This is a genomic window from Thermosynechococcus vestitus BP-1, from assembly GCF_000011345.1.
GTDB lineage: Bacteria > Cyanobacteriota > Cyanobacteriia > Thermosynechococcales > Thermosynechococcaceae > Thermosynechococcus > Thermosynechococcus vestitus.
Genome location: NC_004113.1, coordinates 926,708 through 951,667, shown reverse-complemented (window position 1 = coordinate 951,667; position 24,960 = coordinate 926,708). Strand labels below are relative to the sequence as shown.

The 24,960-nt window shown below is 54.5% G+C and carries 20 protein-coding genes and 1 pseudogene; 12 read left to right on the top strand and 9 right to left on the bottom strand.

The window, feature by feature from the left end:
• Positions 1-26 precede the first annotated feature (26 nt).
• Genes ftsY through TLL_RS04690 form a run of 3 tightly spaced genes read right to left on the bottom strand, consistent with a single transcriptional unit; the run spans position 27 to position 4,023 of the window.
• Positions 27-1,403, bottom strand: coding sequence for a signal recognition particle-docking protein FtsY (ftsY, locus tag TLL_RS04700; RefSeq protein WP_011056772.1), 1,377 nt, complete (start codon positions 1,401-1,403; stop codon positions 27-29).
• 28 nt (positions 1,404-1,431) lie between these two features.
• On the bottom strand, positions 1,432-2,292 hold the full coding sequence (locus tag TLL_RS04695) for a 3'(2'),5'-bisphosphate nucleotidase CysQ (RefSeq protein WP_011056771.1): 861 nt from the start codon (positions 2,290-2,292) through the stop codon (positions 1,432-1,434).
• Positions 2,293-4,023 (bottom strand): ABC transporter ATP-binding protein, encoded by a 1,731-nt coding sequence (locus TLL_RS04690; RefSeq protein WP_164920781.1) that lies wholly within the window; start codon positions 4,021-4,023, stop codon positions 2,293-2,295. It lies immediately after the preceding gene.
• A gap of 57 nt (positions 4,024-4,080) precedes the next feature.
• Here TLL_RS04690 and TLL_RS04685 point away from each other — a divergent pair, with 57 nt between their 5' ends.
• On the top strand, positions 4,081-5,352 hold the full coding sequence (locus tag TLL_RS04685; RefSeq protein ID WP_011056769.1) for an ATP-binding protein: 1,272 nt from the start codon (positions 4,081-4,083) through the stop codon (positions 5,350-5,352).
• On the opposite strand, the gene TLL_RS04680 is transcribed toward TLL_RS04685, so the two are convergent.
• The gene (locus TLL_RS04680) at positions 5,336-7,657 is read right to left on the bottom strand and encodes a diguanylate cyclase domain-containing protein (RefSeq protein WP_011056768.1); all 2,322 of its coding nucleotides are present in this window, start codon (positions 7,655-7,657) and stop codon (positions 5,336-5,338) included. The genes TLL_RS04685 and TLL_RS04680 overlap by 17 nt on opposite strands.
• A gap of 283 nt (positions 7,658-7,940) precedes the next feature.
• Between TLL_RS04680 and TLL_RS04675 the strand changes: the two genes are divergently transcribed.
• The gene (locus tag TLL_RS04675; RefSeq protein ID WP_011056767.1) at positions 7,941-9,881 is read left to right on the top strand and encodes a PP2C family protein-serine/threonine phosphatase; all 1,941 of its coding nucleotides are present in this window, start codon (positions 7,941-7,943) and stop codon (positions 9,879-9,881) included.
• A complete protein-coding gene (queA, locus tag TLL_RS04670) occupies positions 9,881-10,945 on the top strand; it encodes a tRNA preQ1(34) S-adenosylmethionine ribosyltransferase-isomerase QueA (RefSeq protein ID WP_011056766.1) in 1,065 nt (354 codons plus the stop codon). Before TLL_RS04675 ends, queA begins: the two co-directional genes overlap by 1 nt.
• Before the next feature lie 32 nt (positions 10,946-10,977).
• On the opposite strand, the gene TLL_RS13020 is transcribed toward queA, so the two are convergent.
• Positions 10,978-11,100, bottom strand: a complete 123-nt coding sequence (locus TLL_RS13020; protein WP_269441368.1) for a hypothetical protein — start codon at positions 11,098-11,100, stop codon at positions 10,978-10,980.
• 289 nt (positions 11,101-11,389) lie between these two features.
• Here TLL_RS13020 and TLL_RS04665 point away from each other — a divergent pair, with 289 nt between their 5' ends.
• The 4 genes from TLL_RS04665 to TLL_RS04650 all read left to right on the top strand — a co-directional run bounded on the left by TLL_RS04665 (position 11,390) and on the right by TLL_RS04650 (position 13,818).
• Positions 11,390-11,575, top strand: coding sequence for a hypothetical protein (locus TLL_RS04665; protein WP_011056765.1), 186 nt, complete (start codon positions 11,390-11,392; stop codon positions 11,573-11,575).
• A 60-nt stretch (positions 11,576-11,635) separates the two neighbouring features.
• Positions 11,636-12,448 (top strand): carbon-nitrogen hydrolase family protein, encoded by an 813-nt coding sequence (locus TLL_RS04660; RefSeq protein ID WP_011056764.1) that lies wholly within the window; start codon positions 11,636-11,638, stop codon positions 12,446-12,448.
• A 120-nt stretch (positions 12,449-12,568) separates the two neighbouring features.
• Positions 12,569-12,766, top strand: coding sequence for a hypothetical protein (locus tag TLL_RS04655; RefSeq protein ID WP_011056763.1), 198 nt, complete (start codon positions 12,569-12,571; stop codon positions 12,764-12,766).
• 185 nt (positions 12,767-12,951) lie between these two features.
• Positions 12,952-13,818: an alpha/beta fold hydrolase gene (locus tag TLL_RS04650; RefSeq protein ID WP_164920780.1), complete on the top strand. Its 867-nt coding sequence runs from the start codon at positions 12,952-12,954 to the stop codon at positions 13,816-13,818.
• Positions 13,819-13,820: 2 nt separating this feature from the next.
• Here TLL_RS04650 and TLL_RS04645 read toward each other — a convergent pair whose 3' ends face one another.
• Positions 13,821-14,354, bottom strand: a complete 534-nt coding sequence (locus TLL_RS04645) for a P-loop NTPase family protein (protein WP_011056761.1) — start codon at positions 14,352-14,354, stop codon at positions 13,821-13,823.
• A gap of 162 nt (positions 14,355-14,516) precedes the next feature.
• Between TLL_RS04645 and TLL_RS04640 the strand changes: the two genes are divergently transcribed.
• The 5 genes and pseudogenes from TLL_RS04640 (at position 14,517) to TLL_RS04620 (ending at position 18,821) form a co-directional block, all read left to right on the top strand.
• Positions 14,517-15,164, top strand: coding sequence for a DUF3386 domain-containing protein (locus TLL_RS04640; protein WP_011056760.1), 648 nt, complete (start codon positions 14,517-14,519; stop codon positions 15,162-15,164).
• A gap of 2 nt (positions 15,165-15,166) precedes the next feature.
• A complete protein-coding gene (locus TLL_RS04635; RefSeq protein WP_011056759.1) occupies positions 15,167-16,390 on the top strand; it encodes a ribonuclease Z in 1,224 nt (407 codons plus the stop codon).
• A gap of 505 nt (positions 16,391-16,895) precedes the next feature.
• A pseudogene (locus TLL_RS13500) lies at positions 16,896-17,147 on the top strand (winged helix-turn-helix domain-containing protein); the annotation flags it as partial.
• Positions 17,148-17,193: 46 nt separating this feature from the next.
• The gene (locus tag TLL_RS04625; RefSeq protein ID WP_011056757.1) at positions 17,194-18,363 is read left to right on the top strand and encodes a cysteine desulfurase family protein; all 1,170 of its coding nucleotides are present in this window, start codon (positions 17,194-17,196) and stop codon (positions 18,361-18,363) included.
• Between the two features lie 8 nt (positions 18,364-18,371).
• Positions 18,372-18,821 carry a hypothetical protein gene (locus TLL_RS04620; RefSeq protein ID WP_011056756.1) on the top strand — a complete coding sequence of 150 codons (450 nt, stop codon included), beginning with the start codon at positions 18,372-18,374 and terminating at the stop codon, positions 18,819-18,821.
• On the opposite strand, the gene TLL_RS04615 is transcribed toward TLL_RS04620, so the two are convergent.
• From TLL_RS04615 to leuC, 3 genes are all read right to left on the bottom strand, one after another.
• Entirely contained in the window at positions 18,818-22,540 is a 3,723-nt protein-coding gene (locus TLL_RS04615; protein WP_011056755.1) for a sensor domain-containing protein, read from the bottom strand. The genes TLL_RS04620 and TLL_RS04615 overlap by 4 nt on opposite strands.
• Before the next feature lie 132 nt (positions 22,541-22,672).
• The gene (locus TLL_RS04610) at positions 22,673-23,074 is read right to left on the bottom strand and encodes a hypothetical protein (RefSeq protein ID WP_011056754.1); all 402 of its coding nucleotides are present in this window, start codon (positions 23,072-23,074) and stop codon (positions 22,673-22,675) included.
• 143 nt (positions 23,075-23,217) lie between these two features.
• The gene (gene leuC / locus TLL_RS04605; protein WP_164920779.1) at positions 23,218-24,621 is read right to left on the bottom strand and encodes a 3-isopropylmalate dehydratase large subunit; all 1,404 of its coding nucleotides are present in this window, start codon (positions 24,619-24,621) and stop codon (positions 23,218-23,220) included.
• Positions 24,622-24,960 lie beyond the last annotated feature (339 nt).

The following is a 24,960-nucleotide window of genomic DNA, read 5'->3' as shown; positions in this document are numbered from 1 at the left end:
GAAGTACCGCAGGCGATCGGCCAGCCTCATGCTGCAACCTCCGCATCACTGGAGAGGAGTGCCTCAACAAATTCAAAACTGGAAAAGGGACGCAAGTCCTTAATTCCTTCGCCAGCACCAATAAAGCGGATGGGTAGCCCCAATTCCTGCACCACCGCCAAGGCCACCCCCCCTTTTGCCGTCCCGTCCAACTTGGTCAGGATCACCCCAGTGAGTTGCGCTGCTTCTGCAAACACCTGTGCTTGACGCAAGCCATTTTGGCCGAGGGTCGCATCGAGCACCAGGAGCGATTCAATTTGGGCATCGCCCGCCCTTTTATCAATGATGCGGCGGATTTTCTTGAGTTCCTCCATCAGGTTGGCCTTGTTTTGCAGGCGGCCAGCGGTATCCACCAGGAGCAATTCTGTGCCCCGGGCTTGGGCAGCACCAATGGCATCAAAGACCACGGCAGCGGGATCGGTATTTTTGCCGGGGTTGGCAATCACCTCAACATTGGAGCGCTGTCCCCAAATTTTCACCTGTTCGGTGGCGGCTGCCCGAAAGGTATCTGCTGCTGCAATCAAACAGCGATAGCCCGACTGGGTAGCAATGTGGGCAAGCTTGCCAATGGTGGTGGTTTTGCCGACACCGTTGACACCGGCAATCAACCAAATATTCAGCGTGCCCTTTTTCGGGGCACAGTTGCGGCGGTAGCCCTGTTGAAAGGGGCGATCAAGAATGTCCCGCAGAATCTCCTTCAGGTAGGCGATCGCCTGATCGGCAGGGAGTGTTTCTTGGCGAATTTTTGTTTGCAGCGCCGCAATAATTTGCTCTGTGGCCTTGACCCCCACATCCGCCTGCAACAGCAACATCTCAATTGCTTCGACGGCATCCCGACTTAAGGGGCCTTGGCCGACGATCGCCCGCAATTGGTGCACCAGTCCGCGACGGGTTTTGCCCAGACCCTGGCGCAGGCGTTGCAACCAAGTAATTTCCTCAAGATCCACCTCCTCTGGGCGCCGGCCTTGGGCGGCAAGCACCGCCGCCGACCACAAAAAGCCCTCATCAAGAAGAAGGGGGGGGTCTGGTTCCCTAGGCTCCGCTTCAACAAGGGGCTGGATAGGAGCAGGTTCAGCAACAGCGGTCTCGGTAGACTCTGTAGAGACGGGAAAAGAGGCATCAGCCGCCACTGGTTCAGCAGTCGGTGTCTCCTGAGTTTCTTCGGTGGTTTCAACGGTTGTAGGACGCTGCGATTGCTGTCGCGCTTGAATGGACTGGAGTGCCGTTTTGGCCCAGTTGAGGATGCCGGGGGAAGCAGTCGATGCGGTGGATTCTGCCGGTGGCACTTCCGTTGGGCTTTCTGCAGCGGGCGATGGCTCCTCACCACTGCCGCCAAACTTGCGTCGAAACCAATTAAAAACCATGCCCTGTCCTTTATCCGACTGAACTTGCCTATTTTCCAGAATAGCCTTGATTTTCCTGTAAAAAGGCTTGCAGGCGATCGCCCACCCTGCGACTCAAGGCAGGATGACACACCACCAACGGTTCCCAGTGCTGCACATCAGTGCGATTGTAGTGGGGTAACTTGCCATTGGCATAGGTAAAGGCGCCCCCTGCCTCCTGCATGATCAAATCCGGTGCTGCCAAGTCCCAGTCTTTTGGGGCAGTGCGCCCTGCAAGGCTAACGTACAGATGGGCATCCCCTTGGCAAATGCTAGCCGTTTTACAGCCCATACTCCCCATCGGCATTAGCTGTACTGATCCTAAGCTGCTTAAAAAGGCCTCGAGGCGATCGCCCCCATGGCTACGGCTCATCACCACCCGCAGGGGCTGGTCAGGGGTGGGGGGCTGAACTTGCAGGCGTGTTGAACGGTGGCGGGTTTCTCGATAGGTGCCACCACCGGCAATGGCGGTGTAGATCACCTCCTGTTCGGGCCAGACCACAGCAGCTAAACAGGGGCGGTGTTCACGGACAAGGGCAACGTGAATTGCGTACTCCCCCGTCTGTTGCAGAAAGTCGGAGGTGCCGTCCAAAGGATCAATGATCCACACATAGGGCTGCGATAGGGACTGACCGGCTGTGTAGGTTTCTTCTGTGAGATAGCCAAACTCCGAGGCCGGAAAATGCTCTTGGAGGGCATGGCGCAAAAAGGCATCAATTTGCTGATCCGCTAGGGTGACGGGATCACCGCCTTTATCCTGCACCGTTAGATCCTTCACCTGGCGGTAAAACTGGCGCAGTTGCTCAAGGGCCTGCCAAAGAATGGGGCGCAGGGTGGCAAGGGTCTTCTTAAGATCAAGGGAGGAGAACATCTAGGCTGCCTCAAGGGAAAGACCACGGGGAATCGCGGCAATTAATGTGCGAGTGTACTCGTGCTGTGGCTGTTGGTAAACGGCTTCCGCCTCACCCATTTCCACAATTTCGCCATTGTACATAACCATCAGGCGATCGCTCATGAATTTAACAACACTGAGGTCGTGGGAAATAAAGAGGTAGGTGAGTTGAAATTCCCGCTGCAGTTCCTTGAGTAAATTCAGCACCTGCGCCTGAACCGACACATCCAAGGCGGACACCGACTCATCGCAGACGACAAACTCGGGATTCAAGGCCAAGGCACGGGCAATGCAAATCCGCTGCCGCTGCCCCCCCGAAAATTCATGGGGATAGCGATTTTGAGCTTGGGGGTCAATGCCCACCCGCTCAAGGAGATAGGCCACCCGCTCTCGGTGTTCCCGTTGCGATTGCTGAGGGCGGTGAATCCGCAGCGGTTCGGCCACCAACTCGCCAATGGTCATGCGTGGGTTCAAGGAACTGTAGGGGTCCTGGAAAATCAGTTGCATGCGTTGCCGCAGGGGACGCAATTGGCGAGGCGATAGATGGCTAATGTCGCGATCGCCAAAAAAAATCTGGCCTTGGGTCGGTTCTAGGAGGCGCAAGAGGGTGCGTGCTAAGGTGGTTTTGCCACAGCCCGATTCCCCCACAAGGCCCAAGGTCTCCCCTGTGCGAATCGTAAATGAGATATCCCTGAGGGCGGTTACCGAGCGCTGCCCCCCCGCAATCGGATACTTAACCCAGAGGTGCTCCACCCGCACCAAGGGGGGTTGGCTGGCCAAATGCCCTAGGCGTTCCTGCTGCTGCCCTGGGGAAATCACTTCTAATCGCGGGGGGGTGTCCCCTAGAAAATCCGCCACTGTTGGCAGAATCGCCAGGCGCTGATCCAAGCGGGGACGACAGGCCAGTAGCCCCTTGGTATAGGGATGTTGGGGGTGGCGAAAAACCTGCTGCACCGTCCCCGATTCAACAATCTGCCCTTGGTACATGACAACGACCTGATCCGCCAATTCCGCAATCAGATTCAAATCATGGGTCACAAAAATCAATGACAGATGATACTGCTGCTGTAATTCTCGCAATAGCCGCAGGATCGCCGCCTGCACAGTAACATCGAGGGCAGTAGTGGGCTCATCAGCAATCAAGAGCGCTGGCGAAGCCGCCATAGCCATGGCAATCATCAGTCGCTGAATTTGCCCCCCGGAGAGTTGATGGGGATAGCGACCGAGAAACCGCTTTTTCTCCTCAAGGGGGTCTTCCGGTTTGAGGAGATGCACCTGCTCAAGGAGGGCGATCGCCCGCTGTTGACATTGCCCTTGGGAAAGTCGTTGCTGCGGATCAATGGCCTCTGCCAGTTGAAAGCCAATGGAGTAGACCGGATTGAGGGAACTCATCGGCTCTTGGAAGACCATACCGATTTGGCGACCCCGAATCTGCTGCATTTGGCGGGGGGGGCAGCGCAGCAAATCAATGGCTGTCCCCTCGGGTTCTGGCTGAAACCACGCTTGGCCATGGCTGATCTGTGCCGGCGGCAAGAGCAACTGCAACAGCGCCAAACAGGTCACCGATTTCCCTGAACCCGACTCACCAACAAGGCCAAGGGTCTGGCCACGCTCCAAGTAAAAGGAAATCCCATCCACTGCCCGTAGGGTTTGATTGGCTTGGGGAAAGTCAACGGTGAGGGCCTCGACACGCAAAAGGGGTGATGACATCGCAGAGCAAACCAACTCGGAATAACCATAGAATAGAGGCGATTCTGGCATTCAAGCATGGAGTTGATCTTTTTTGGGGCTGGACTGCTGTTGGGGCTAATCCTTTGGTTCTGGCAGTGGCGACAAGTACGATATGCTTTGCAGACGCTCCTTGAGCCCTACGCTGCCCGTCCCTTCAAATCCTCACCGTGGCACCGCCTACAGACCCTCCTCAGCCAACAGCTTCAGGAACAGGAACGCTGCCGTCAGCAAATGCTGCGCTCTCAAAGGATCCTTGAATATGCCCCCATTGCCTATTTGGAGGTGGATGAGGCCAACTGTGTGGTCTGCTGTAACGCGGCGGCGCGATCGCTGTTTGGCTTCAGGTCGCCTGAAGGCCGCCTTTTTCTAGAACTGGTGCGCTCCTATGAACTGGACTGTCTCATTGAGGAGGTGCGCCAAGCGCAAACGATAACCGAGCAGGAATGGCTTTACGCTTACCTCACACCAACGGGGCAAACCAAGCGCAAACCCCTGCGGGCCCGGGGACTCTTCCTTGAGGAAGGACATGTGGGTGTATTTATTGAGGACTGCGAAGAGGTGGTGCGGCTGCGGGATGAGCGCGATCGCTGGGCAGCAGATGTGGCCCATGAACTGAAAACCCCCTTGACTTCCCTGCGTCTAGTCACTGAAACCCTGCAACAACGGGTGCCGCAGTCGTTACGGGACTGGGTCGATCGCCTCCTTGAGGAAATTATTCGCCTCAGTCTCCTCGTCCAAGAACTCCTAGAGTTAAACCGCCTCAGTCACACCCCCGCCGATGGCCTAGAGCGGCACCCCCTCGACCTTGTCCAACTCATTGAAACGGCGTGGCAATCCCTCGCCCCCCTTGCTGCGACCAAAGACATTCACCACGAGTACACTGGCCCAGAGCAGTTTCCCTACTGCGGGAATGAATCGCAACTGCTGCGCCTGCTGGTGAATCTTTACGACAACGCCATTAAACACGGCCCTGGCGGCGGTCAGGTCCTGACGCGGCTGCGGAGCGATCGCGAGGGGGGGTATCTCTGTCTCGAAGTCATTGATACGGGCAGTGGTTTTCCCCCTAAGGACTTGCCCTATGTCTTTGAGCGGTTTTATCGGGCACAGGTACGGCGGCAGCGCTTTGTCATTCCCACGGATCATGAAGGGCGGCTGCTTCCCGTGGGCAGTGGCAGCGGCTTAGGATTAGCCATTGCCCGCCAAATTGTTGAGTGCCATGGGGGCTATATCGAAGCCGCCAATCATCCTGATTATGGGGGAGCATGGCTGCGAATTTACCTACCCCTCACCTTCACGATAGCTCCCTAGCGACCCAGCGATCGCGGCCGTGGGTTTTTGCTTCATAGAGGCACTGATCCGCGAGATGCAACAGCATTTCTGGGGTATGGTCAAGGGTAGGGATGGTTGTTGCAATCCCAAAACTGGCCGTTAGTTTTGGCCCCACTGTACTTTTTGCATGGGTGATATTGGCTTCAGCGAGTGCTCCTTGGATCTTCTCAACAATATGAATGGCTCCCCTTTGATCGGTATCGGGTAGGATCAGGGCAAACTCTTCCCCGCCAAAGCGGGTGGCCAAATCCCCTGCCCGCTGCAAATGGCTTTCCAAAATTCGTGCCACCTGCTTAAGAATCTCATCCCCCTGCAAATGACCGTAGTGGTCGTTGTAGGCCTTAAAGCAATCAATATCCAGCATGATTAAACTTAAGGGTTTTTGCTCCCGCTGGCAGCGTCGCCATTCCTTTAGGAATAATTCATCAAAACAGCGGCGATTGCCAATATCTGTGAGACTGTCGATATACACCATTTCCTGGAGATTGGTATTGGCCTGCTCTAGGGCTTCGTACATCTCCGCCTGTTGTAGGGCCACCGTCAAGGGTTCGGCAATCCGCTGGAGCAGGAACAACTCCTCCCGCTGCCACAGGCGAGGGCTGCGACAATGGTGAGCAATGAGGAGTCCCCACAGGTGCTGGCCCTGCAGCAGGGGCACCACCAGATTGGCCTGCACCTGCAAGCGAGTCAGTAACTCACGATAGCAATCCTGGAGTTGCGCTTGGTTGACATCGCTAATACTCAGCGTGCGTCCCTCCAAAAACCGCCGCGCTGTTTCTTTGGTAAAACACGGATCGTGGATCACTTGACCCAAAATCGAGTACTGGGGTAAGGTGGTGGCCTCCACGGCAACTATGCCACTGCCATCCCCTAAAAAGCGGTAAATCAGCACGCGATCGCTCAGCAGCAGTTGTTGGATGCTATTTACCGCCCGCTGCAAAATCTCCTCTAGGCGAATGGACTGGCGAATGTCCTGAATAATGGTGCTGACAATCATTTCCCGCTCTAGGGAAGTTTTCAGTCGCTCCTCTGTGCGCTTTTGATCCGATACATCCACAAGGACGCCATGGAGCATTTGACTGTAGGGGTCAAACTGCCCGCGATCGCTCAAGTACCGGAAACAGCCATCCCGATGTCGAATGCGGTAGGTGGTACTGTAGGCCCGCTGTTGCTGAATGGCCTGCTCAATCTCCCGTTCAGCCAGGGTCAGATCCGGCGGTGGGACAATTTGCCGCCAGTCGGGTAAATCTTGGGGAAAGTAACCCGTGAGCTGGTAAATTTGGTCGCTGACATAGTTGAAGTGCCACAGGCGAGCGCGATCGCGCCGATAGAGGGCAACCGGTAAGTGACTAATGAGGGTGTTATAGCGCTGTTCACTCTCCGTAATTGCTGCCGTAATGGCCTGTTGCCGCGACAGTTGCCAGTGCAGTTCCGCCGTTGCCTTGCTGAGTTCCTGGGTGAGCACCTGAATCACCCCTTGAGCCTCAGTGATGTCAATGGCCGCCAAAAGATTGCTCTGGGTGACAATTCCCACCATCTGGCCATCATCGTCCACGACCACGACGCGACGCACTTGATGCTCCTTGAGCAAATGATTCACCTGCCACAAACTTTGATCGGGCTTCACGGTCAGCACAGGCTGAGACATTATACTGCCGACGGTTCCTGTGAGCACTCCCCCTTGGCGATGCAGTGCCTCAAAGATATCCTTTTCCGTCACAATGCCGCGCGGCAGCACACCAGAGGATGTTTCTTCAGGAACCACCAAACTGGTGACACCCCGTTCGCTCATCAGAACAACCGCCTCCTGTAACGAAGCCTCAGCCGCAATGGTGGCCACATCACAGACCATCACCTCCGCTACCCGCTTGATCCGCAGCAGATCCGCAGGGCGCAAGCGCTCACGCAGAGCTGGGCGGGTCAGCAGTCCCTCAACCCCTTGAGATTCATTGACCACTGCCAGGGCATCCACGCCCAAGTGACGAAAACGCCCTAGAACCCCCAGGAGATCATCAAGATCCTTAAGGCTCAAACAGTAGTCCGATGGCAGCATGATCCGCTCAGCAGTTATCTCCTGGGGAGAGTAGCCCTTGCCCAGGGCGCGGATCACTTCCCGTTGGGTAATCAATCCCCGAAACTGCCCCTGCTCCTCTACAACCAGGCCAGCACCCTGATTTTTCTGTAAGCCTTGGAGAATGTTATTGAAGGAATCCCCTGGAGCAATTGAAACCAAGGGTGTTTGCACTAAGGCTTGCAAATTTAAGTCTGAACTCAACTGCTCCACAGTCTCTCCCTCTCACCTCGATGATTCCTTAAGACTTTATTTATGCGTTTATTGATAAGCGCTGTAGCAAATAACATTAAAATTCACAAAAATTTGCACCCCTGGTTTTGATGCTCTTGCCTAAAGATTGACTTTATTTATTCAATTCTATCTTGATTTATTCAATTCTATCTTGGGGGCTGCCGTAGCCATCTATCGGCTTACCCCACAATGCCGCTGTTGCCGCAGAAAAGCTAGGATAGGGATTGAATGTATGCTGTTCGCCGCTGCTATGGACTAGCGAATGACTGGCTCAGCGACTTTATGCGTACCTGCTGCGGGTGATGATGACTGCGGCGGCCATCTCAGGATTGAAGCGATGAATCCCCCTGCCCCTAATCTTATTTGCCCAGAGTGTGGCACCGCCAATTCCATTCACGAAGTTGAATGTTGCCACTGTCAGGTGCCACTCCTAAAACGCTATTTGTGGGCCATTGGCTCCGCTTTAGATCACTACAGCCTCGGCGAGCTGATGGGCGATCGCTATTTGGTGCAAGGCAAACACTTACTCTTAGACCTAATGCCGGGGGAGCCAGCCCCCAGTGTGGACAATACTGCCCAACTCTACCGTCCCTACCTGCGCCTATTTCCCAAGCGTCCCCATGTTCCAGAACTGTTTGGCGCGCTTTCTCTCCCAGAAGGAGACCTGTTGCTCCTTGAGCATGCCCCCGTCAGTTGCATTGACATTGCCGATGCCAAAGTTGTCCCCGGCCTTACCCATGCCGCTCCCCTCACCACCATCTGGAACAAAGCCAATTTAGTGCGCCGCCTCAACTGGTTATGGCAAATCATCTCCCTTTGGCCAGCGCTGGTGGCAGAAAATGTCGCTCCTACACTCCTCAATCCCCAGCTTTTGCGAGCCGAGGGTTCCCTTGTGCGGCTGCTGCAACTGCAAGCAGGCCATCATCCTACCTTGGCTGACCTTGGCCAATTCTGGCAAACCCATTTCAGCTTTAGCGATCAAGGGGAAAACTTTCAGCAGGCCTTCACAATTCTGTGCCAACAAATGCAGGAGACTCAGGAAACCACCCCTGAATCCGTGCGCCAAACCCTAGAGACCCTCTTTCAACAGGCTCTCGATGACCTCGGTTATGAGTACCACTACGATATTGCCAGCCGCTCCGATCAAGGGCCCAGTCGTAGTCGCAATGAGGATAAATGCTTGCCCCAGACTGACCTCGCCAATCAGTCATGGGTTTTGGCTTTGGTGTGTGATGGTGTGGGTGGCCACGAAGGTGGCGATGTGGCCTCAGGCTTAGCCATTAACATGCTGGCGGAAAGCCTCAAGCCCCTGAATCTTCTAGAGACCCCTCCCGCCACAGTTGAGGAAGCCATTCAAACGGCCATTCAGGCCACTAATGATGCAATCAATGAACGCAATGATACGGAGCAGCGCCACGAGCGCCAGCGCATGGGAACCACGGTCGTCGGTGCCCTGATTGAACAGGCCTATCTTTACCTTGCCCACATTGGGGATAGCCGCGCTTACTGGATCAACCGCTGGGGCTGCTACCAACTCACCCTCGATGACGATGTGGCCAGCCGCGATGTGCGCTTGGGGATGAGTACCTACCATCAAGCCTTGGAGTTGCCCTATGGTGGTTCCTTGGTGCAAGCTTTGGGGATGGCACCCTCCCAGCATCTCCATCCCACGGTCGAACGCTTTTTGCTGGATGAAGAGGGAGTTCTTCTGCTGTGTTCCGATGGTCTCAGCGACTTTAACCGTGTCGAAACCTACTGGCGACAGTACCTCCTGCCTGTACTCCAAGGTGGGCTTTCCCTCAGTGCTGCTGCTGAACAACTGATTGATCTGGCCAATCGCCTCAATGGCCATGACAATGTAACAGTCGTGCTCATTCACTGTCGGGTCAAGAATAGAGCCGGTGTCCTTGACTTCGATTACAGCGACATGGTCTGCCAAGGGGAGCTGCCGGAGGTGACAGACATTACAATGGGCTACGTCCCCCCACCCGAGCCATCAGAACTCGATCTGACGGTTTCCCAAGTTCTGGAATCCCCTCAACCCCAACTGCAGCCAACCCCAAGGCCTCGTTCCCAAGCGTGGCTACTCCTGCTGATTGCTGTGGGCATTGCCGCTGCTGCCCTGGGCTTTCTGGCTGTGATGAGTTCTATGAATCGCTCTGTGGTAGAGTCATCCCCCTCACCGTTGACCCCACCGCAATAATGCCTCATCCTGACGATTTTTCCCTCGACGCCTACGACTATCAGCTACCCCCGGAGCGGATTGCCCAACAGCCGGTTTCCCCCCGCGATCGCTCCCGCCTGATGGTGGTGACCCGCGACACCGCCGCCGATCACTACTTCTATGAGCTACCGCAACTGTTGGCGCCAGGGGATCTGCTGGTGCTCAATGATACGCGGGTGATTCCAGCGCGGCTAATAGGTCAAAAAGTGGGCGCCGCCGGCCGCACCGTTGAGGTGTTTCTCCTTGAAGAGTTGAGCGATCGCCAGTGGTTGGCCTTGGTCAAACCCGGTCGAAAATTGCGCCCTGGGGCAGTGATTCAAATCGGCCCGCTGCAAGCAACGGTACAGACCATTGATGAGGAAACCCGAGGACGGGTGATTGAATTCGACCTGCCGCCGGGCGATCGCCTGTGGTCATACCTAGATCACCTAGGGGAAGTGCCCTTACCTCCCTACATTGATCATCCCCTTGCGGATACTGAGCAATACCAAACCGTCTATGCCCGCCGTCCTGGTGCTGTGGCTGCGCCAACCGCTGGCTTGCACTTTACCCCCGAACTCTTTAGCAAGTTGGCCGATCGCGGCATTGATCACTGTTTTCTAACGCTCCATGTAGGCATTGGCACCTTTCGTCCTGTGGAGGCCAAGGATATTCGTCACCACCATCTCCACGAAGAATGGCTTGAGGTATCGGCTGCCACTGTCGAACGGATTCAGGCTGCCAAAGCCGCCGGAGGACGGATCATTGCCGTCGGCACCACCGTTATTCGCGCCCTAGAAACAGCTGCCCACTCAGGCACCCTGCAACCCTTTTGCGGCAAGAGTGATCTCTATATTTATCCGGGGTATCAGCCCAAGATTGTCGAGGGGTTCATTACCAACTTTCATCTCCCCCGCTCTAGCTTGATGATGCTCGTCAGTGCCTTTATTGGCCGTGAACGGTTGCTGCAATTGTACCAACAGGCCATCGATCGCCAGTACCGTTTCTATTCCTTTGGCGATGCCATGCTAATTTTGCCCAGCGCTTGCCACAATACCCTTTGAGTGTGCTATTCTAAAGCCAGTTGTTTTGCAAATTACCGTTCAGGGAGATGGAGGTGATGCCCATGGCAGATAGTAGTAAACGCTTGGGTCGTCGTTTTGGAGTCACTCAGCTCTAGGGAAGAGTTGTTCTCCATCTGTTGATTTGAAATCAGCATCTAGGAGGCCGCTTCTCCTAGCAGTTGATACCCACGATAACCACCAGACCGCCCCTGGGGCCTTCCTTGGGGGCGGATGGCTTTTGAGGGGTACCTGGGCATGTCTGAGCAATCATGTAGTTTTATGATCAACCATTAAAAGACATTTCAGATGCGGGGTTGCCCCTGAGGCAGCGATCTATAGTAGAGGCAACCGGAACTTCGCCATCGTTGACCACAGAAAACAAATTGAGAGTGAACAACGACTCATGATGGTGGACGCTGGAACTGTTGCATTCTGAGAGCAGCCATGGCCGTCCCATTTCTACCCCAAAAAACGCCGCGCTTACATCCCATTAGTCGTACCAAGCTACTGCTGGTTGTGCTGTTGAACCTCTTTATTGCCGGCTATGTCTTTTGGGCCTATCGCACCGCCCATGAGCATCAGCTCCCTACCCAACGCAATCCGATCTTGCGGAACCTACGTTCTCCCTAGACTTGCCCTAGGCAGATTGCAGCGCTAGAATAACGGGTTGCTGTCTTTTTTGCAACAGACATGAAATCCTATCTCGCTGCCGCAGTCCAAATGACGAGCCAACCCAATCTTGAAGCAAATTTGGCTCAGGCAGAAGAACTCATTGAATTGGCGGTGAGACGAGGGGCAGAACTCATTGGGTTGCCAGAAAATTTTTCTTTTCTCGGTGACGATCGCGAGAAAGTTGCCCAGGCAGCAACGATCGCTGAGCGGACTGAGGCCTTTTTGAAACGGATGGCCCAGCGATTCCAGATTACGCTGGTGGGGGGTGGCTATCCGGTGCCGGCAACGGAAGGCAAGGTCTATAACACAGCGGTATTGATCGGCCCGACGGGGGAAGAATTGAGCCGCTACCAAAAGGTGCATTTATTTGATGTCGATTTGCCCGATGGCAATATTTACCACGAATCGGGCACAGTGCTCGCCGGACAGCAGTTGCCCTCGGTCTATCCCAGTAAGGAACTCGGCAATATTGGCTTGTCGGTGTGCTACGATGTCCGCTTTCCAGAACTTTACCGTGCCCTCTCCCAGGCGGGGGCAACGGTCCTGTTTGTGCCCGCTGCCTTTACCGCCTTCACGGGTAAGGATCACTGGCAGGTTCTACTGCAAGCTCGGGCCATCGAAAATACCTGTTATGTCATTGCGCCGGCCCAGACGGGGGTTCACTATGCACGGCGGCAAACCCACGGCCATGCACTGATTGTGGATCCTTGGGGAACCATCCTCGCAGATGCGGGCGATCGCCCTGGCCTCGCGATTGCGGCCATTGAACCCAGCCGCCTTGAGCAAGTGCGTCAACAGATGCCTTGCCTGCAACACCGCGTCTTTTTCTGATTCTTGGCCCAATTGTGAAATAAATCGTAACATCCCATACAAACGGGGAGAGTTTCCTACGCTATCGTAGAACCATAGCTGAATCCTTCCCCTAACTCCAAACCGACTAGGAGAGTATCTATGGAAAGCGTTACGGTTCCCAACCCGCAAGCCTCCGCCGAGGTTTGGAACTCCCTAAAGCAAGCGATCGCCCACAGCTCGGGTTTTCAGCGCTGGCTGAGCGAAAAGCAGGCGAGTGTTGTTATTGAGCAGCCCACGGATTTGGATGCTTGCGTTACCGCTTACCTGCGTCAGGCCCTCGAAACCCTTGCCTATTAAAACCGAGTAGGCATTGTCAGCTTTGCCCCTATACTACCCCTATACTAAGAGCATCCCGACTCCTTAGTTCACATAATTACCCCCACGGCGCATTCTATCTGGGGGTTTTATTCTTGAGGCTGCGGCAATACCCTCCTTCAGGGTTTCCTTGGCTATAGTGAAAAGTGCCAGCCCCCAAGGTGCATATGATTGAAGGCCCGTGGATCCATAAGTTTATTGTTTCCAATGGTATCCGTCTCCACTATGTCACCCAAGGAGAAGGGGAGTTGGTGCTGCTGCTCCATGGTTTTCCAGAGTTTTGGTATTCTTGGCGACATCAAATTCCGGTATTGGCGCAAAAGCACAAAGTCGTTGCCCTAGATTTGCGGGGCTATCATCTCAGTGATAAACCCCAGGATACCGCTAGCTATGTTCTCGATGAGTTAATTCTTGACATTGTCGGTGTCATTGACGGCCTTGGCTATCGGCGATGTCACTTGGTGGGGCACGATTGGGGGGGAATGGTGGCTTGGGGAGTCGCCTATGCCGTACCTGAGCGGATGCAAACCCTGAGTGTGCTGGCTTGTCCCCATCCTGCCAAGTTTCAACAGTTGAATTTTGAGCAATGGTTGCGCAGTAGTTATATGCTGCTCTTTCAGCTGCCGTGGCTACCAGAGATTCTCTTGGAGTGGGGAGGCTATGGGGCGATCGCCCAAATCTTTCGCTGGGCAGCTGTGAACCAGCAGGCCATCCGCCCCCTGGACATTGCCCGCTATCAGGATGCCGCCGCTCAGCGGGGTGCCCTATCGGGAATGCTCAACTACTACCGTGCGGGGTTACAAAGTCTTTACAGTCGCGAGTGGGGCGTACTCGACGTACCAACGCTGATGCTCTGGGGGCGCCAAGACCCTACCTTGGGCATTGAACTCACCTACGGCACCGAAGCCTACGTTAAGGAACTGAAAATTCAATACTTGGACTACTGTGGGCACTTTGTGCAGCAGGAGCAACCCGACTTGGTGAATGAGTATCTACTCGAGTGGTTAGAAACCGTTTCTGCCCCCCTCAATTAAACCTAAATCAAACGACGTAACTCCGTAATTTGGTCAGCGATCGCCAGCAGCGATTCTGGCATTTCAGGCCCCGTCAACATGACATCGAGGGTGCGGGGGCGATTCTTGAGAAAGTCCAGTACCTCCCCTTCCGTTAGCACCCCCAGTTGCATGGCCACACTGACCTCATCTAAAACCACCAAACGGTGCTGTCCCTCCTGCACTTTGGTTTGCAAATGCTGCCACAGCTCACGCACTGCTGCCTTTTCTTGGGGAGTGATCGAATCTCCTTGGCCTAAACAGCGTTGCAGCGCCGGTCGCCACCACGTGAGATGCTGCCCCAACTGAATTGGGTGCTCAACCCCCATTTGAATGCCGCCCTTGAGGAATTGAACAATCATAACGCCACTGCCCTGGGCAGCAACCCGCAACGCCTGGGCGATGACTGTGGTGAAAAAGTGCCGCTGCGGACAGGTAAACACCTGCACCACTCCCTCAATACCATAGGTTAGGGGCAAGCTTGCCTCAGACGCGGAAACCGAGAGTTGTGCCACCATAGTGTTTCTGTCCAGTCAAAATGAACAACGATCCCCTAGGGATCATACATCTAGTGTAGTACGCTGTGATTTAACCCTAGTGAACACTAGATATACGTGGCCGTCAAGGGGAGTAAGAATCAGTTATCTTAAAACACAGTAACTGTTACCGAGGATGTACCGATGCCAGCAACACAGACCCTTGATGCACAGGCGCTCTTTCGCGCTGCCTACGAAAATCGTTACACATGGGATGAAAATTTTCCCGGGTTTACGGCAAAGGTGACACTCATTGAGGGCGATCGCACCTATCAAGGGCAGGTCAAAGTTAGCCGCGACTACAGCGTTGAGGTGAGCGGGATCGAAGATGAACATGTCCGCGAATCCCTCTACAATCAACTGCGGGATGTGATTGTCCACCGCAAGCGCAACAGTTTTGAGGCGGCCCACGGCAAAAACACGTTTCAAATTGGCCAAACCGATGCCAGCGGTGCCGTGGAGATCCTAGTCAGTGGCGATGCTATGGGCTCCAACTACAAAGTCAGGGACAATCAAATTGTCTATGTTAGCCGTGTCATGGGCCGTGTCGCCTTTGCCATTACCCACCGTGAAGCCCTTGACACTGGCTCAGGTTACATTTCCACCAACTATGTGGCCGTCTTCCGCAATCCCCAGACTAACGAAGTGGTGCGGCAAATGGAGTTTGAGGATACCTATGTGCCCGTGGGCAACTACTATCTCATGAGTCGGCAGGTGGTGCACACCCATGAAAATGGCCAAACCAGCACTGTGGAAATCCGTTTTGATGATCTGCAACTCCTAGACGACTAAGCGTGGAAATCACATTTCTAGGCACTAGTTCTGGGGTGCCCACCCGCACACGCAATGTTTCCAGTGTGGCTCTGCGGCTGCCCCAGCGCAAGGAAATTTGGCTCTTTGACTGCGGTGAAGCCACCCAGCACCAATTGCTGCGCAGCGACCTGCGAACCAGTCAGATTCGCCGGATTTTCATTACCCACATGCACGGCGATCACATCTTTGGCCTAATGGGCTTGCTGGCCAGTTGTGGCCTTGCGGGAACTGTGAGTCAAATTGATGTCTATGGCCCACCGACCTTGGATCGCTACATTGCCAGTTGTTTGCGCTGGTCCGTGATGCGACTTCCCTACAAGTTGCAAGTACATACGGTGGAGCCTGGGGAAGTCTTTAGCGATGGCGAGTTTACCGTGACCTGTCGGCTGCTGCATCATCGCGTTCCCGCCTTTGGCTACCGGGTGACGGAGGGCGATCGCCCCGGTCGGTTTCATGTGGAAAAAGCCCAAGCCCTGGGGATTCCCTTTGGACCCCTGTATGGTCAACTCAAGCAGGGAAAAACTATCACTTTAGAGGATGGCCGCACCTTTGATGGTCGTGACTTCTGCGATCCACCGCAGCGAGGACGCAGTATGGTCTATTGCACCGATACCGTCTTTTGTGATAGTGCTGTGGAACTGGCCCAGCAGGCGGATGTCCTCATTCACGAAGCCACCTTTTCCCATCAGGAGGCGAATCTGGCCTTTGCCCGCCTCCACTCCACATCCACTATGGCGGCGCAGGTAGCCGCTTTTGCCCAAGTGAAATTGCTTTTTCTCACCCACTTTAGCGCCCGCTACGCTCCCGGTAACCCTGTGCAGGTGGAAGATCTTTTGGCAGAAGCCCAAGCCATTTTCCCAAATACCCGCTTGGCGCAGGATTTTCTCCACTACGCGATTCCCCGCGATGGTCAGATCTGCGCGGAAATGCCCCCTAGCGACAGTCCTGCTGCAGCTAATATAGACACTTTGGAGGCAACCCTAGAGCCACTTGAGGCGCAAACCGTTGCTGCGGATGCAAAAAATGCGCCGGCGATCGCCATCAACCGTGCTACTCGCCAACAGATGCAACAAAAACTAGGAATTGACGCCACCACAGCCAATGCAATTTTAGAGCGGCGGCGACAGCAAAAGTTTACCTGCCTCGGGGAACTTGAACGCCTCTACCCCCAAGTGGATTGGTCAGCCCTCAATGTCCTCTTCTAAAGACCGATAGTGAGGCGGCTTCTCCCTGGAACCCCTAGGAGCATATGGAGGTGATACAGAACCATCTAACCCCTGTGACCGCTGCCTTGGACCTTCTTTTAGAGACAATTGAGATGGCGATCGACTCTAGCAATCAGGTTGCCGTCTGTGCCCTTAAGGCTCACGACCACAACGGTGCTAAGAAAGCCCTTAAACAGGCAGAGAAACTCACTGCATCTCGTGAGAAAGCGGTCGCCTTGCAGCGTGAATGGGACCATCTCGCTCTACTGGAAGACAAAGAGACAGAGGCGGCCAACACAGCCGCAATAAAGGTGAGCCGTCGCCATCGAGGTCGGCTGCCCCGTGGTCGCCGCCCACCGGAGGATGCATCCTACCTGCCGATCCTGCCCGTCCTCGCTCGGCGTGGCGGTTCTGGCAAGGTTGCAGAGGTGCTTAAGGAAGTGTACAAGGAGATGAACGGCATCCTGCGAGAGGTGGACCTTAGCCCCTACTTTCCAACAAGCAGCCGCGTTGGCAAAATTTCGCTCAATGGGCAAGGAACTCCATGGCCAAAGCGGGTCTTCTCAAGAGCGACAGCCCCGATGGCGCCTGGGAGATCTCGGAAAAGGGATCTGAAACCTGCAAGCCCATGATAGGGTCTAAGGCAACCCTGCAGAGGTTTCTACAGGCGGCTGCTGAGGGATATTTCCTAAAATCAGCCCTTTGGCAGCACAAAGGACCGAGGGAACCATCAGCTACAATGGGCTTAAGGGACTGAGTTTTAAGATAGTTCCACCGTTGGTCTCTGGAAGCTGCTCCTGCCCATGCAACTGTATTTTGACTATGGTGCGACAACCCCCTGTCGAGCGGAGGCCCTTGCGGCCATGGCGGCGGCCTATGAGCAGCAGTGGGGCAATCCATCCAGTACTCACGAGTGGGGACAACGGGCAGCGATCGCCTTGGAACAGGCACGGATGCAGGTGGCGGCACTGATTCATGCCCAAGCCGATGAGATCATCTTTACCTCTGGGGGTACAGAAGCCGATAATCTTGCCCTGTGGGGAGTTTGCCAGCGTTACCGCCAACCTCAGCATTTCATTATTTCAGCGGTTGAGCATTCGGCGGTGGCTAAACCGGCGGCTGCCCTTGAAGCCCAAGGCTGGCAGGTGACACGCTTGCCGGTCAACCACTGGGGACAGGTGGAACCTGCTCAACTGCGGCAGGCCCTGCAACCGAATACGGTCTTGGTCTCCATTATCTACGGCCAAAGTGAGGTGGGCACCCTCCAACCCATTACTGAACTCGCCGCCATTTGCCAAGAGGTAGGGGTGCTTTTCCATACAGATGCGGTTCAAGTGGCGGGACGAGTTCCCTTGGATGTGCGACGCTTGGGGGTGGATTTACTCTCTCTGTCTAGTCATAAAATTTACGGCCCTCAGGGGGCGGGGGCGCTCTATGTGCGATCAGGGGTGGCCTTAGAACCGCTTTTGCGCGGCGGTGGACAGGAACTTGGCCTGAGGTCAGGAACGCAGGCGGTGCCGACCCTGGTGGGTTTTGGAGTGGCGGCGGAGTGGGCAGCCACTGAACTGGCAACAGAACCCATGCGCCTTGCTCAATTGCGCGATCGCCTGTGGCAGCAGTTACAGGATCATCCCCAAGTGGAACAAACGGGGCACCCCTGGCAGCGACTGCCCCATCACCTGAGTTTGATTGTGCGCGATCGCCACGGCCAGCCCTTGAATGGCAAAACCGTTGTCCGGCAACTCAACCTTGCAGGCATTGGCATTAGTGCGGGATCTGCCTGTCAAAGTGGCCAAACCCAACCGAGTCCAACCCTCTTGGCCATGGGCTACGATCCTGAAACCGCCAAAGCAGGGATTCGTATTACCTTGGGGCGAGAGACCACCGCTGCCGATGTGGATTGGCTAGCCATGGTGCTGCGGCAATATCTTGCAGAGGCGATCGCTCCCCCCTTAGTGGTATCCATTCCTTAGGAGGCATCATGGTGTGGGCGGCGTTATCTGCACAGGGAACTTGGGCACTGGCGAGCTACGGTGTGGTGGCCACACTGGTTCTGCTGTGGACGATTCTGCGATCGCGACGGCAGCTGTCCCCAAAAGCCACCCTTGAAGCCGAATTGGCACAGCGACAAAATGACTGCATTCAACTCCAGCAGCAACTTCAGGCAATCACTGCGGAAAATCAACAATTACGAGCAGAGCGTGATTACTGGCAACAGCAGCATCAAAGCCTCAGTGATCAACTCACCACCCTAGAAGCCACCTATCACCAACTGGAGATGAATCTGCAACGCCTCGAACAGGAGCGCGATCGCCTGCAGCAGACACTGCAACAGCCCGCCGATTTGTGGCAGGAAATCAGCAAAAACTATCAAAGTTGGTGGGAAAGCCTCCCCTTTCTTCCCCATGAGGATGCCAGCAGCAAATCCTAAGGCAGGCGATCAATGGGTAACGGCGGATAGAAGAAGTACCCTTGGCCATACAGACAGCCGAGATCCATCAATTGGGCGGCTTGAACCGCCGTTTCCACGCCTTCTGCAACCACATCTAAACGTAGACTCTTGCCTAGGGCAATCACAGCACCAATAATTTCCTGTGCTGCTTGACTTTCCTCTAAGCTCTGGACAAAGGAGCGATCAATTTTCAGGGCGTGGATGGGTAACTGATGCAACCGACTCAGGGAGGAATAGCCCGTACCAAAATCATCAATGTTGAGGGCAACCCCCAATTGTTGCAGTTCCTCAGCCACCTGCAATGTGGCTTCAAGGTTACGGATCATTGTCGTTTCAGTAATCTCCAGATGGAGGAGATGGGGGGGCAATTGGGCACGGCGCAGCGCCGCCAAAATATCACTGACAAAGTTGGCATCCACCAGTTGCTGCGGCGAGATATTAATGCCCAAGGTCATGGTTTGGCGACGGCTGTCCTGTTGCCGCCACTGGCTGAATTCCTGGATCGCGCGTTCAAGGACCTGCCGGCCAAGGCTAACAATGAGACCTGCCTGCTCCGCCAGGGTGATGAATTCACTGGGAGAAATTTCACCTTTTTCGGGGTCAAACCATCGGCTGAGGGCCTCCAGCCCTACAATTGCCCCCGTCTTCATCTCAACAATGGGCTGAAAATACACCTGTAACTCACTGTTGGCGATCGCCTGATGCAATTGGCTCTCCAGGGTAAAGCAACTTTGGGCTTGGGTGTGCATTTGCGGGTCAAAGATGCACCACTGCCCCAGTCCTTGTTTTTTTGCTTGGTACATGGCAATGTCAGCATCCCGCAGAAGGGTAGCGGCAGAGGTGGCCTCGCGATCGCTAAAGGCGACGCCAATACTGGCACTCACGCTTAACAAGTGACCATCAATGATCAGGGGTTCCTGAATGACCCGCTCTAGGTCAGTAACCTGCGCTTGCACCTGGGCCACCATCTGCTGGGGATCAAGGTCTTCACAGAGGACGACAAATTCATCCCCACTCAAGCGAGCCAAGGTATCCCCCTGACGCACCACAGTCTGCATTCGCTGGGCAAGGGTGATGAGTAACTGGTCACCGGCTTGGTGTCCCAAGCTATCATTAACCCGCTTAAAGCGATCAATATCAATAAAAACAACAGCAAAGGGGCGATCGCGACGGCGTTGATACTGGCGCCAGCAGTGTTTTAAGCGCTCTTGAAGCAGTGTACGGTTCGGGAGTCCCGTCAGGGCATCGTGGAGAGCATCGTGAATAAGCTGCTCCTCCATTTGCTTGCGGCAGGTAATATCGCGACCCACACATTGATACTCCACACAGCGTCCATGGTGATCAAAAAAGGCGCGCGTGGTCCATTCAAACCAGGCAAGCTGTCCGCCACTGAGGGTGACAGCGCATTCAATAGTGCTGATGGGCTGTGCTGGGCTGAGGGCTTGCAGATGCTGTTGAAAGCGTTGCTGCGTCACAGGATCAAAGGGATGCCGGATCACGTCCCCAAAGTCACAATTCATCCCTGCTTCAGCTAGATAGCGAAAGAAGGCGGGATTGCCAAAGGTCAGATGTCCCTCCGGTGTGCAGCGGTAGAGCAGTTCTGTCTGCGCCTCGAGAACCCGCCGATAGCGCTCTTTTTCCTGATGTAGCGCACTCACTAATTCAGCGCGGTGAATCCCAAAGCTCAGTTGTTCCCCCAGTTGGCGGATCAGTTCCACCTCATCATTGGCCCAAGGCCGCGCAGAAGAGCAGTGGTGACACAGAAATAATCCCCAGAGGCGTTCCTCCTGAATAATCGGTACTGCTAATAGGGCACGCACCTGCAATTGGCTGAGAAAATCGCGGTGACATTGAGCGAGGGTGGCGGTGTTAATATCCGCAATCGCCAGTACCCGCCCCTGAACATAAGCTTCAGCAGACTCACGGTGGAAACACGGGTCATGGAAGGTGCGGTGCATCAGAGAAAACGGCGGTGCCGCAACAGATTCGGCCACCACTTCCCCTGTGCCGTCAGCGCAGAACTGGAAAATGAGGGTGCGATCTACGTTCAAGAGTTGGCGAATTTCCTCAAGGGCAGTTTTGAGAACGGTTTCAAGATCTAGTGAGCGGCGAATCTTAATGGTGAGGCGATGGAGGAGTTCAGCTTGAGTTTGCCGCCGTTGCAACGAGGTACTGGAGTCCACTTGCAGCGTAATATTTTGGCAGAAAATGGCCAAACCACGGCTGGTGGGAAAGACCCGTACTGCGAACCACTGGTTGAGCCCCTCATAAAAGGCTTCAAATTGGACGGGAGTCTGCTGTGTCATTGCCCGCCGACATTGCTCCTCAAAAATCGAGTTGCGGGCATCGGGGAAGAGCTCCCAGAGGTTTTTTCCTAACATTTGTGAGGCGGATTTGCCCACTAAGCGGCAGAGATTGCCATTGACATAAATAACTGTAAAATCATGATCGACCTCAAAGAAGTGATCGGACATGCTCTCTAAAATGTCGGTCACTTGGTTGTAGGCCGCTTGCAGGCGATCGCTAAATTGCCGCTGCTCAGTGACATCCCGCGCCGCTGCGTAAATTTGCCCCTGGCTCAGTAGTCCTTGCCATTCATACCAGCGGTAGTCTCCCCCTTGGGTGCGCAGGCGAATTGTGTGGTTCGTGATTTGCTCGCCGGCAAGGAGACGTTGCTGCATTTGTCGATGGCGGGGGCGATCGCCCGGATGCAGAAATTCCTCAAACTTTGCCCCCATCACCCGATTCAGGTCATAGCCTAGGCAGGTTTGCCAATGGTGATTCACCCGCCGCAGCCGTCCCTCACTATCGGCGATCATAAATAGCTCTAGGGAAGAGCCAAAGAAATACTCTAGTTCAGCCGTCTTTTGGACAATTTCTGCTTGCAGACGGATGCGATCGCTAATGTCCCGCTGCACACCAAAGTGGCCAATAATTTCCTGATTTTCGTTGTACAGACAAACGTAATTCCCTTCAATCCAAAAAGAGCTACCGTCATGGCGGTGCAGCTCAAGTTCAGTGTGAAAATAGCCTAAATCAAAGAGGGCGCGCCACAACCGTTTAGCCAGTTCCAGATCCTCCTTAAACCAAAGGCGCGGTGTCAAGCCAATCAACTCTTGGGGTGGCAATTGATATTGCTGGGCAAAGGCATTGTTGACACGCGTCATCCGCTGGTGATCTAGGACATACTCCAATATGTCCTCTTTATTGACCGTGTCATCCCAGCGAATGGGCTGATCCAACATCATGAAGAAGCAGGCCTCAAGGGACTGCTGAAAAAAGGCTTCTAAGAGTTCTTGGTTGGCTTTTAGTTCTAGTTCCAGTTGACGGCGACGAGTCACGTCCCGCGATGTCGTCACTAAAAATAAAACGTTTCCCGCTTCATCGCAAATGGGGTGAGTGAGGGTTTCTAACCAAACATAGCCACCACTCTTTTTGCGCATGCGATAGGTTTCTGTCAAATTGGCGCTGCCCTGTAGGGCGAGGGCGTGGGCGCCACTGCGAATTCGCTCAGCATCCTCAGGGTGAAACAGGGTATAGGGATTTTTACCAATCAGCTCTTCAGGAGAATAGCCCAAAAGCGTTTGACTGGAGGGAGTCACGTATAGGTAGTTGCCATCGGTTTCGTGCAGGCAAATCAGATCATCGGTGTAGTTCACCAATAATTCGGTAAAGTGCTCAAATTCGTCAATGATCATTCCTGAAAATGTCTCTCTGCCGGCACCCAAGGTACCAAAACTTATTTTAATTCATGATTACAGTTCAATGTTGCTAATTCTTAATTTGTTAATTACTTGTCCAGGAAACTTCCCGCCAGTTGGCACTACCCCTCAGGGATAACGGCGCATATTTAAGCGAGCCGTGGTTCCCGCCTGTGGACACCGCAGGTACGGGGCATAGGTGCCGCCAATGCGCCAGACGGAAATATAGCGATCGCTACGCACCCATTGAATGGTTACTTCACCACTACAGCCAAAATTACCCCCTAGATCGCGATCGCTAAAAAAGCCGCGCACAAATCCATTGCCAATTGCCGTTAGGGTAATTGTGCCCTCATAAAGTCGCCCATTGACCTCTGTGGTGTAGGTCAAGACATCCCCTGGGGCGTGGCTGAACCGATAGTCATAAATGCGGGTCAGACCGCTATCGGAAATCAGCGTTTCAGCGGCAGCCGGCAAGGCAGAGGCCGCACCCAACACTAGAGCGCCCAGCACGCCCTGTAACGCCTTCATAGGAACGCCTCCTCTAGACCATCGAACCTCTCAGCGAACATCTATGATGATCCTAGACGAGACTATTGCTCCCTGTCTCTCATCTGAAGAACTGCCCTGAAAAACAGTGAGGTCAAGGGGCTGATCGGGAATTCAGCGGGAGTCTAAAGGAACGCTCGCACATCGGTCACTTCACCGGCAATTGCCGCTGCTGCCACCATCGCCGGACTCATGAGGAGAGTGCGCCCGCTTGGAGAGCCTTGGCGTCCCTTGAAGTTGCGATTGGAGGAGGAGGCGCTGATCTGACGCCCTTGCAGTTTGTCGGGGTTCATGGCAAGGCACATTGAACAGCCGGGGTTGCGCCATTCAAACCCCGCGGCTTTGAAAACGACATCTAGGCCTTCAGCTTCGGCTTGCGCTTTCACTCGTTCTGAACCGGGGACAACGAAGGCTTTGACACCGGGTTTGACTTTGCGCCCTTCAACAACTTTGGCCGCCTGCCGCAGGTCACTGATGCGACCGTTGGTGCAACTGCCGATAAAGCAGACATCAATCTTGGTTCCTTGAATGGGCTGACCTGGTTGTAGATCCATGTAGGCATAGGCTTCGGCGGCGATCGCCCGTTCTGCCACCGGCAAGCTCTCTAGGGTGGGCAAGGTTTCATCCACGGCAACGCTCTGGCCGGGGGTAATGCCCCAGGTCACCGTCGGTGCAATATCCGCAGCCGCAAATGTCACAACATCATCGTATTCAGCATCGGCATCACTGGCTAGCGATCGCCACCATGCCACCGCTTCGTCCCAGGCTTTTCCTTGGGGGGCAAAAGGCCGTCCCTTAAGGTAGGCAAAGGTGGTTTCATCGGGGTTGACATAGCCGCAGCGGGCACCTCCCTCAATGGCCATATTGCAGACGGTCATGCGTTCTTCCATTGAAAGTTGGCCAAACGTGGTACCCGCAAATTCATAGGCATAGCCCACACCACCCTTGACACCCAGGTGGCGAATAACGTGCAGAATGACATCTTTGGCATAGACGCCAGCCGCAAGGGAGCCATTGACTTCCACTTTGCGAACCTTCAGCTTATTGAGGGCAAGGGTCTGGGTGGCCAAAACATCCCGCACTTGACTGGTGCCAATACCGAAGGCGATCGCCCCAAAGGCACCGTGGGTAGAGGTGTGGCTATCGCCGCAGGCAATCGTCATCCCCGGTTGCGTTAACCCCTGCTCCGGGGCAATGACATGGACAATGCCCTGACGACCGGAGCCAATCCCAAAAAAGGGAATATTGTGGGCACGGCAGTTCGCCTCAAGGGCTTGCAGCATCTCTTCAGCAAGGGCGTCTTGGAGAGGACGCGCCAGCGTATCTGTAGGCACAATGTGATCCACTGTCGCTATGGTTCGCTGGGGATAGAGCACTGGCAACCCCCGCTCCCGCAGCATGGCAAAGGCTTGGGGACTCGTCACTTCGTGGATTAGGTGCAGGCCAATAAAGAGTTGAGTTTGCCCTGAAGGCAGTGTAGCCACTGTGTGCTGTTCCCAAACCTTATCGAAGAGCGTGCCGCGACTCATAGACATGCTAAACAATCTAGATGATTAATTATAGGGAAAAGTAGGAGACTCAGTACAGCAGTTTTGCTTAAGACGCTGGCTCCTGTCAAAAGGGCTTTAATCCCTATAGCTAAAACGCCCGCAGTGTTGCAAAGTATGGCAACTAACCTCAATTGTGCTGATTTCACGGGGGTAGTCAGACAACGGGTCACACCATCTAAGCATTTACTGCTTGGGGGAGTAGCCACAGTTTATTCTTCAATCATTAGAGTGGGTCATCTGGATTTGAGCCGAACCCAAAGCCCCAATTGTTAAACCATCCCAATCTAGGACCTCTGTTGGCAAAAATTTACCCTATTG

Excerpts from the sequence above, each read along its gene's own strand:
- ftsY (WP_011056772.1), bottom strand. The coding sequence starts at position 1,403 with ATGGTTTTTAATTGGTTTCGACGCAAGTTTGGCGGCAGTGGTGAGGAG.
- TLL_RS04695 (WP_011056771.1), bottom strand. The coding sequence starts at position 2,292 with ATGTTCTCCTCCCTTGATCTTAAGAAGACCCTTGCCACCCTGCGCCCC.
- TLL_RS04690 (WP_164920781.1), bottom strand. The coding sequence starts at position 4,023 with ATGTCATCACCCCTTTTGCGTGTCGAGGCCCTCACCGTTGACTTTCCC.
- TLL_RS04685 (WP_011056769.1), top strand. The coding sequence starts at position 4,081 with ATGGAGTTGATCTTTTTTGGGGCTGGACTGCTGTTGGGGCTAATCCTT.
- TLL_RS04675 (WP_011056767.1), top strand. The coding sequence starts at position 7,941 with ATGACTGGCTCAGCGACTTTATGCGTACCTGCTGCGGGTGATGATGAC.
- queA (WP_011056766.1), top strand. The coding sequence starts at position 9,881 with ATGCCTCATCCTGACGATTTTTCCCTCGACGCCTACGACTATCAGCTA.
- TLL_RS13020 (WP_269441368.1), bottom strand. The coding sequence starts at position 11,100 with ATGCTGATTTCAAATCAACAGATGGAGAACAACTCTTCCCTAGAGCTG.
- TLL_RS04665 (WP_011056765.1), top strand. The coding sequence starts at position 11,390 with ATGGCCGTCCCATTTCTACCCCAAAAAACGCCGCGCTTACATCCCATT.
- TLL_RS04660 (WP_011056764.1), top strand. The coding sequence starts at position 11,636 with ATGAAATCCTATCTCGCTGCCGCAGTCCAAATGACGAGCCAACCCAAT.
- TLL_RS04655 (WP_011056763.1), top strand. The coding sequence starts at position 12,569 with ATGGAAAGCGTTACGGTTCCCAACCCGCAAGCCTCCGCCGAGGTTTGG.
- TLL_RS04650 (WP_164920780.1), top strand. The coding sequence starts at position 12,952 with ATGATTGAAGGCCCGTGGATCCATAAGTTTATTGTTTCCAATGGTATC.
- TLL_RS04645 (WP_011056761.1), bottom strand. The coding sequence starts at position 14,354 with ATGGTGGCACAACTCTCGGTTTCCGCGTCTGAGGCAAGCTTGCCCCTA.
- TLL_RS04640 (WP_011056760.1), top strand. The coding sequence starts at position 14,517 with ATGCCAGCAACACAGACCCTTGATGCACAGGCGCTCTTTCGCGCTGCC.
- TLL_RS04625 (WP_011056757.1), top strand. The coding sequence starts at position 17,194 with ATGCAACTGTATTTTGACTATGGTGCGACAACCCCCTGTCGAGCGGAG.
- TLL_RS04620 (WP_011056756.1), top strand. The coding sequence starts at position 18,372 with ATGGTGTGGGCGGCGTTATCTGCACAGGGAACTTGGGCACTGGCGAGC.
- TLL_RS04615 (WP_011056755.1), bottom strand. The coding sequence starts at position 22,540 with ATGATCATTGACGAATTTGAGCACTTTACCGAATTATTGGTGAACTAC.
- TLL_RS04610 (WP_011056754.1), bottom strand. The coding sequence starts at position 23,074 with ATGAAGGCGTTACAGGGCGTGCTGGGCGCTCTAGTGTTGGGTGCGGCC.
- leuC (WP_164920779.1), bottom strand. The coding sequence starts at position 24,621 with ATGAGTCGCGGCACGCTCTTCGATAAGGTTTGGGAACAGCACACAGTG.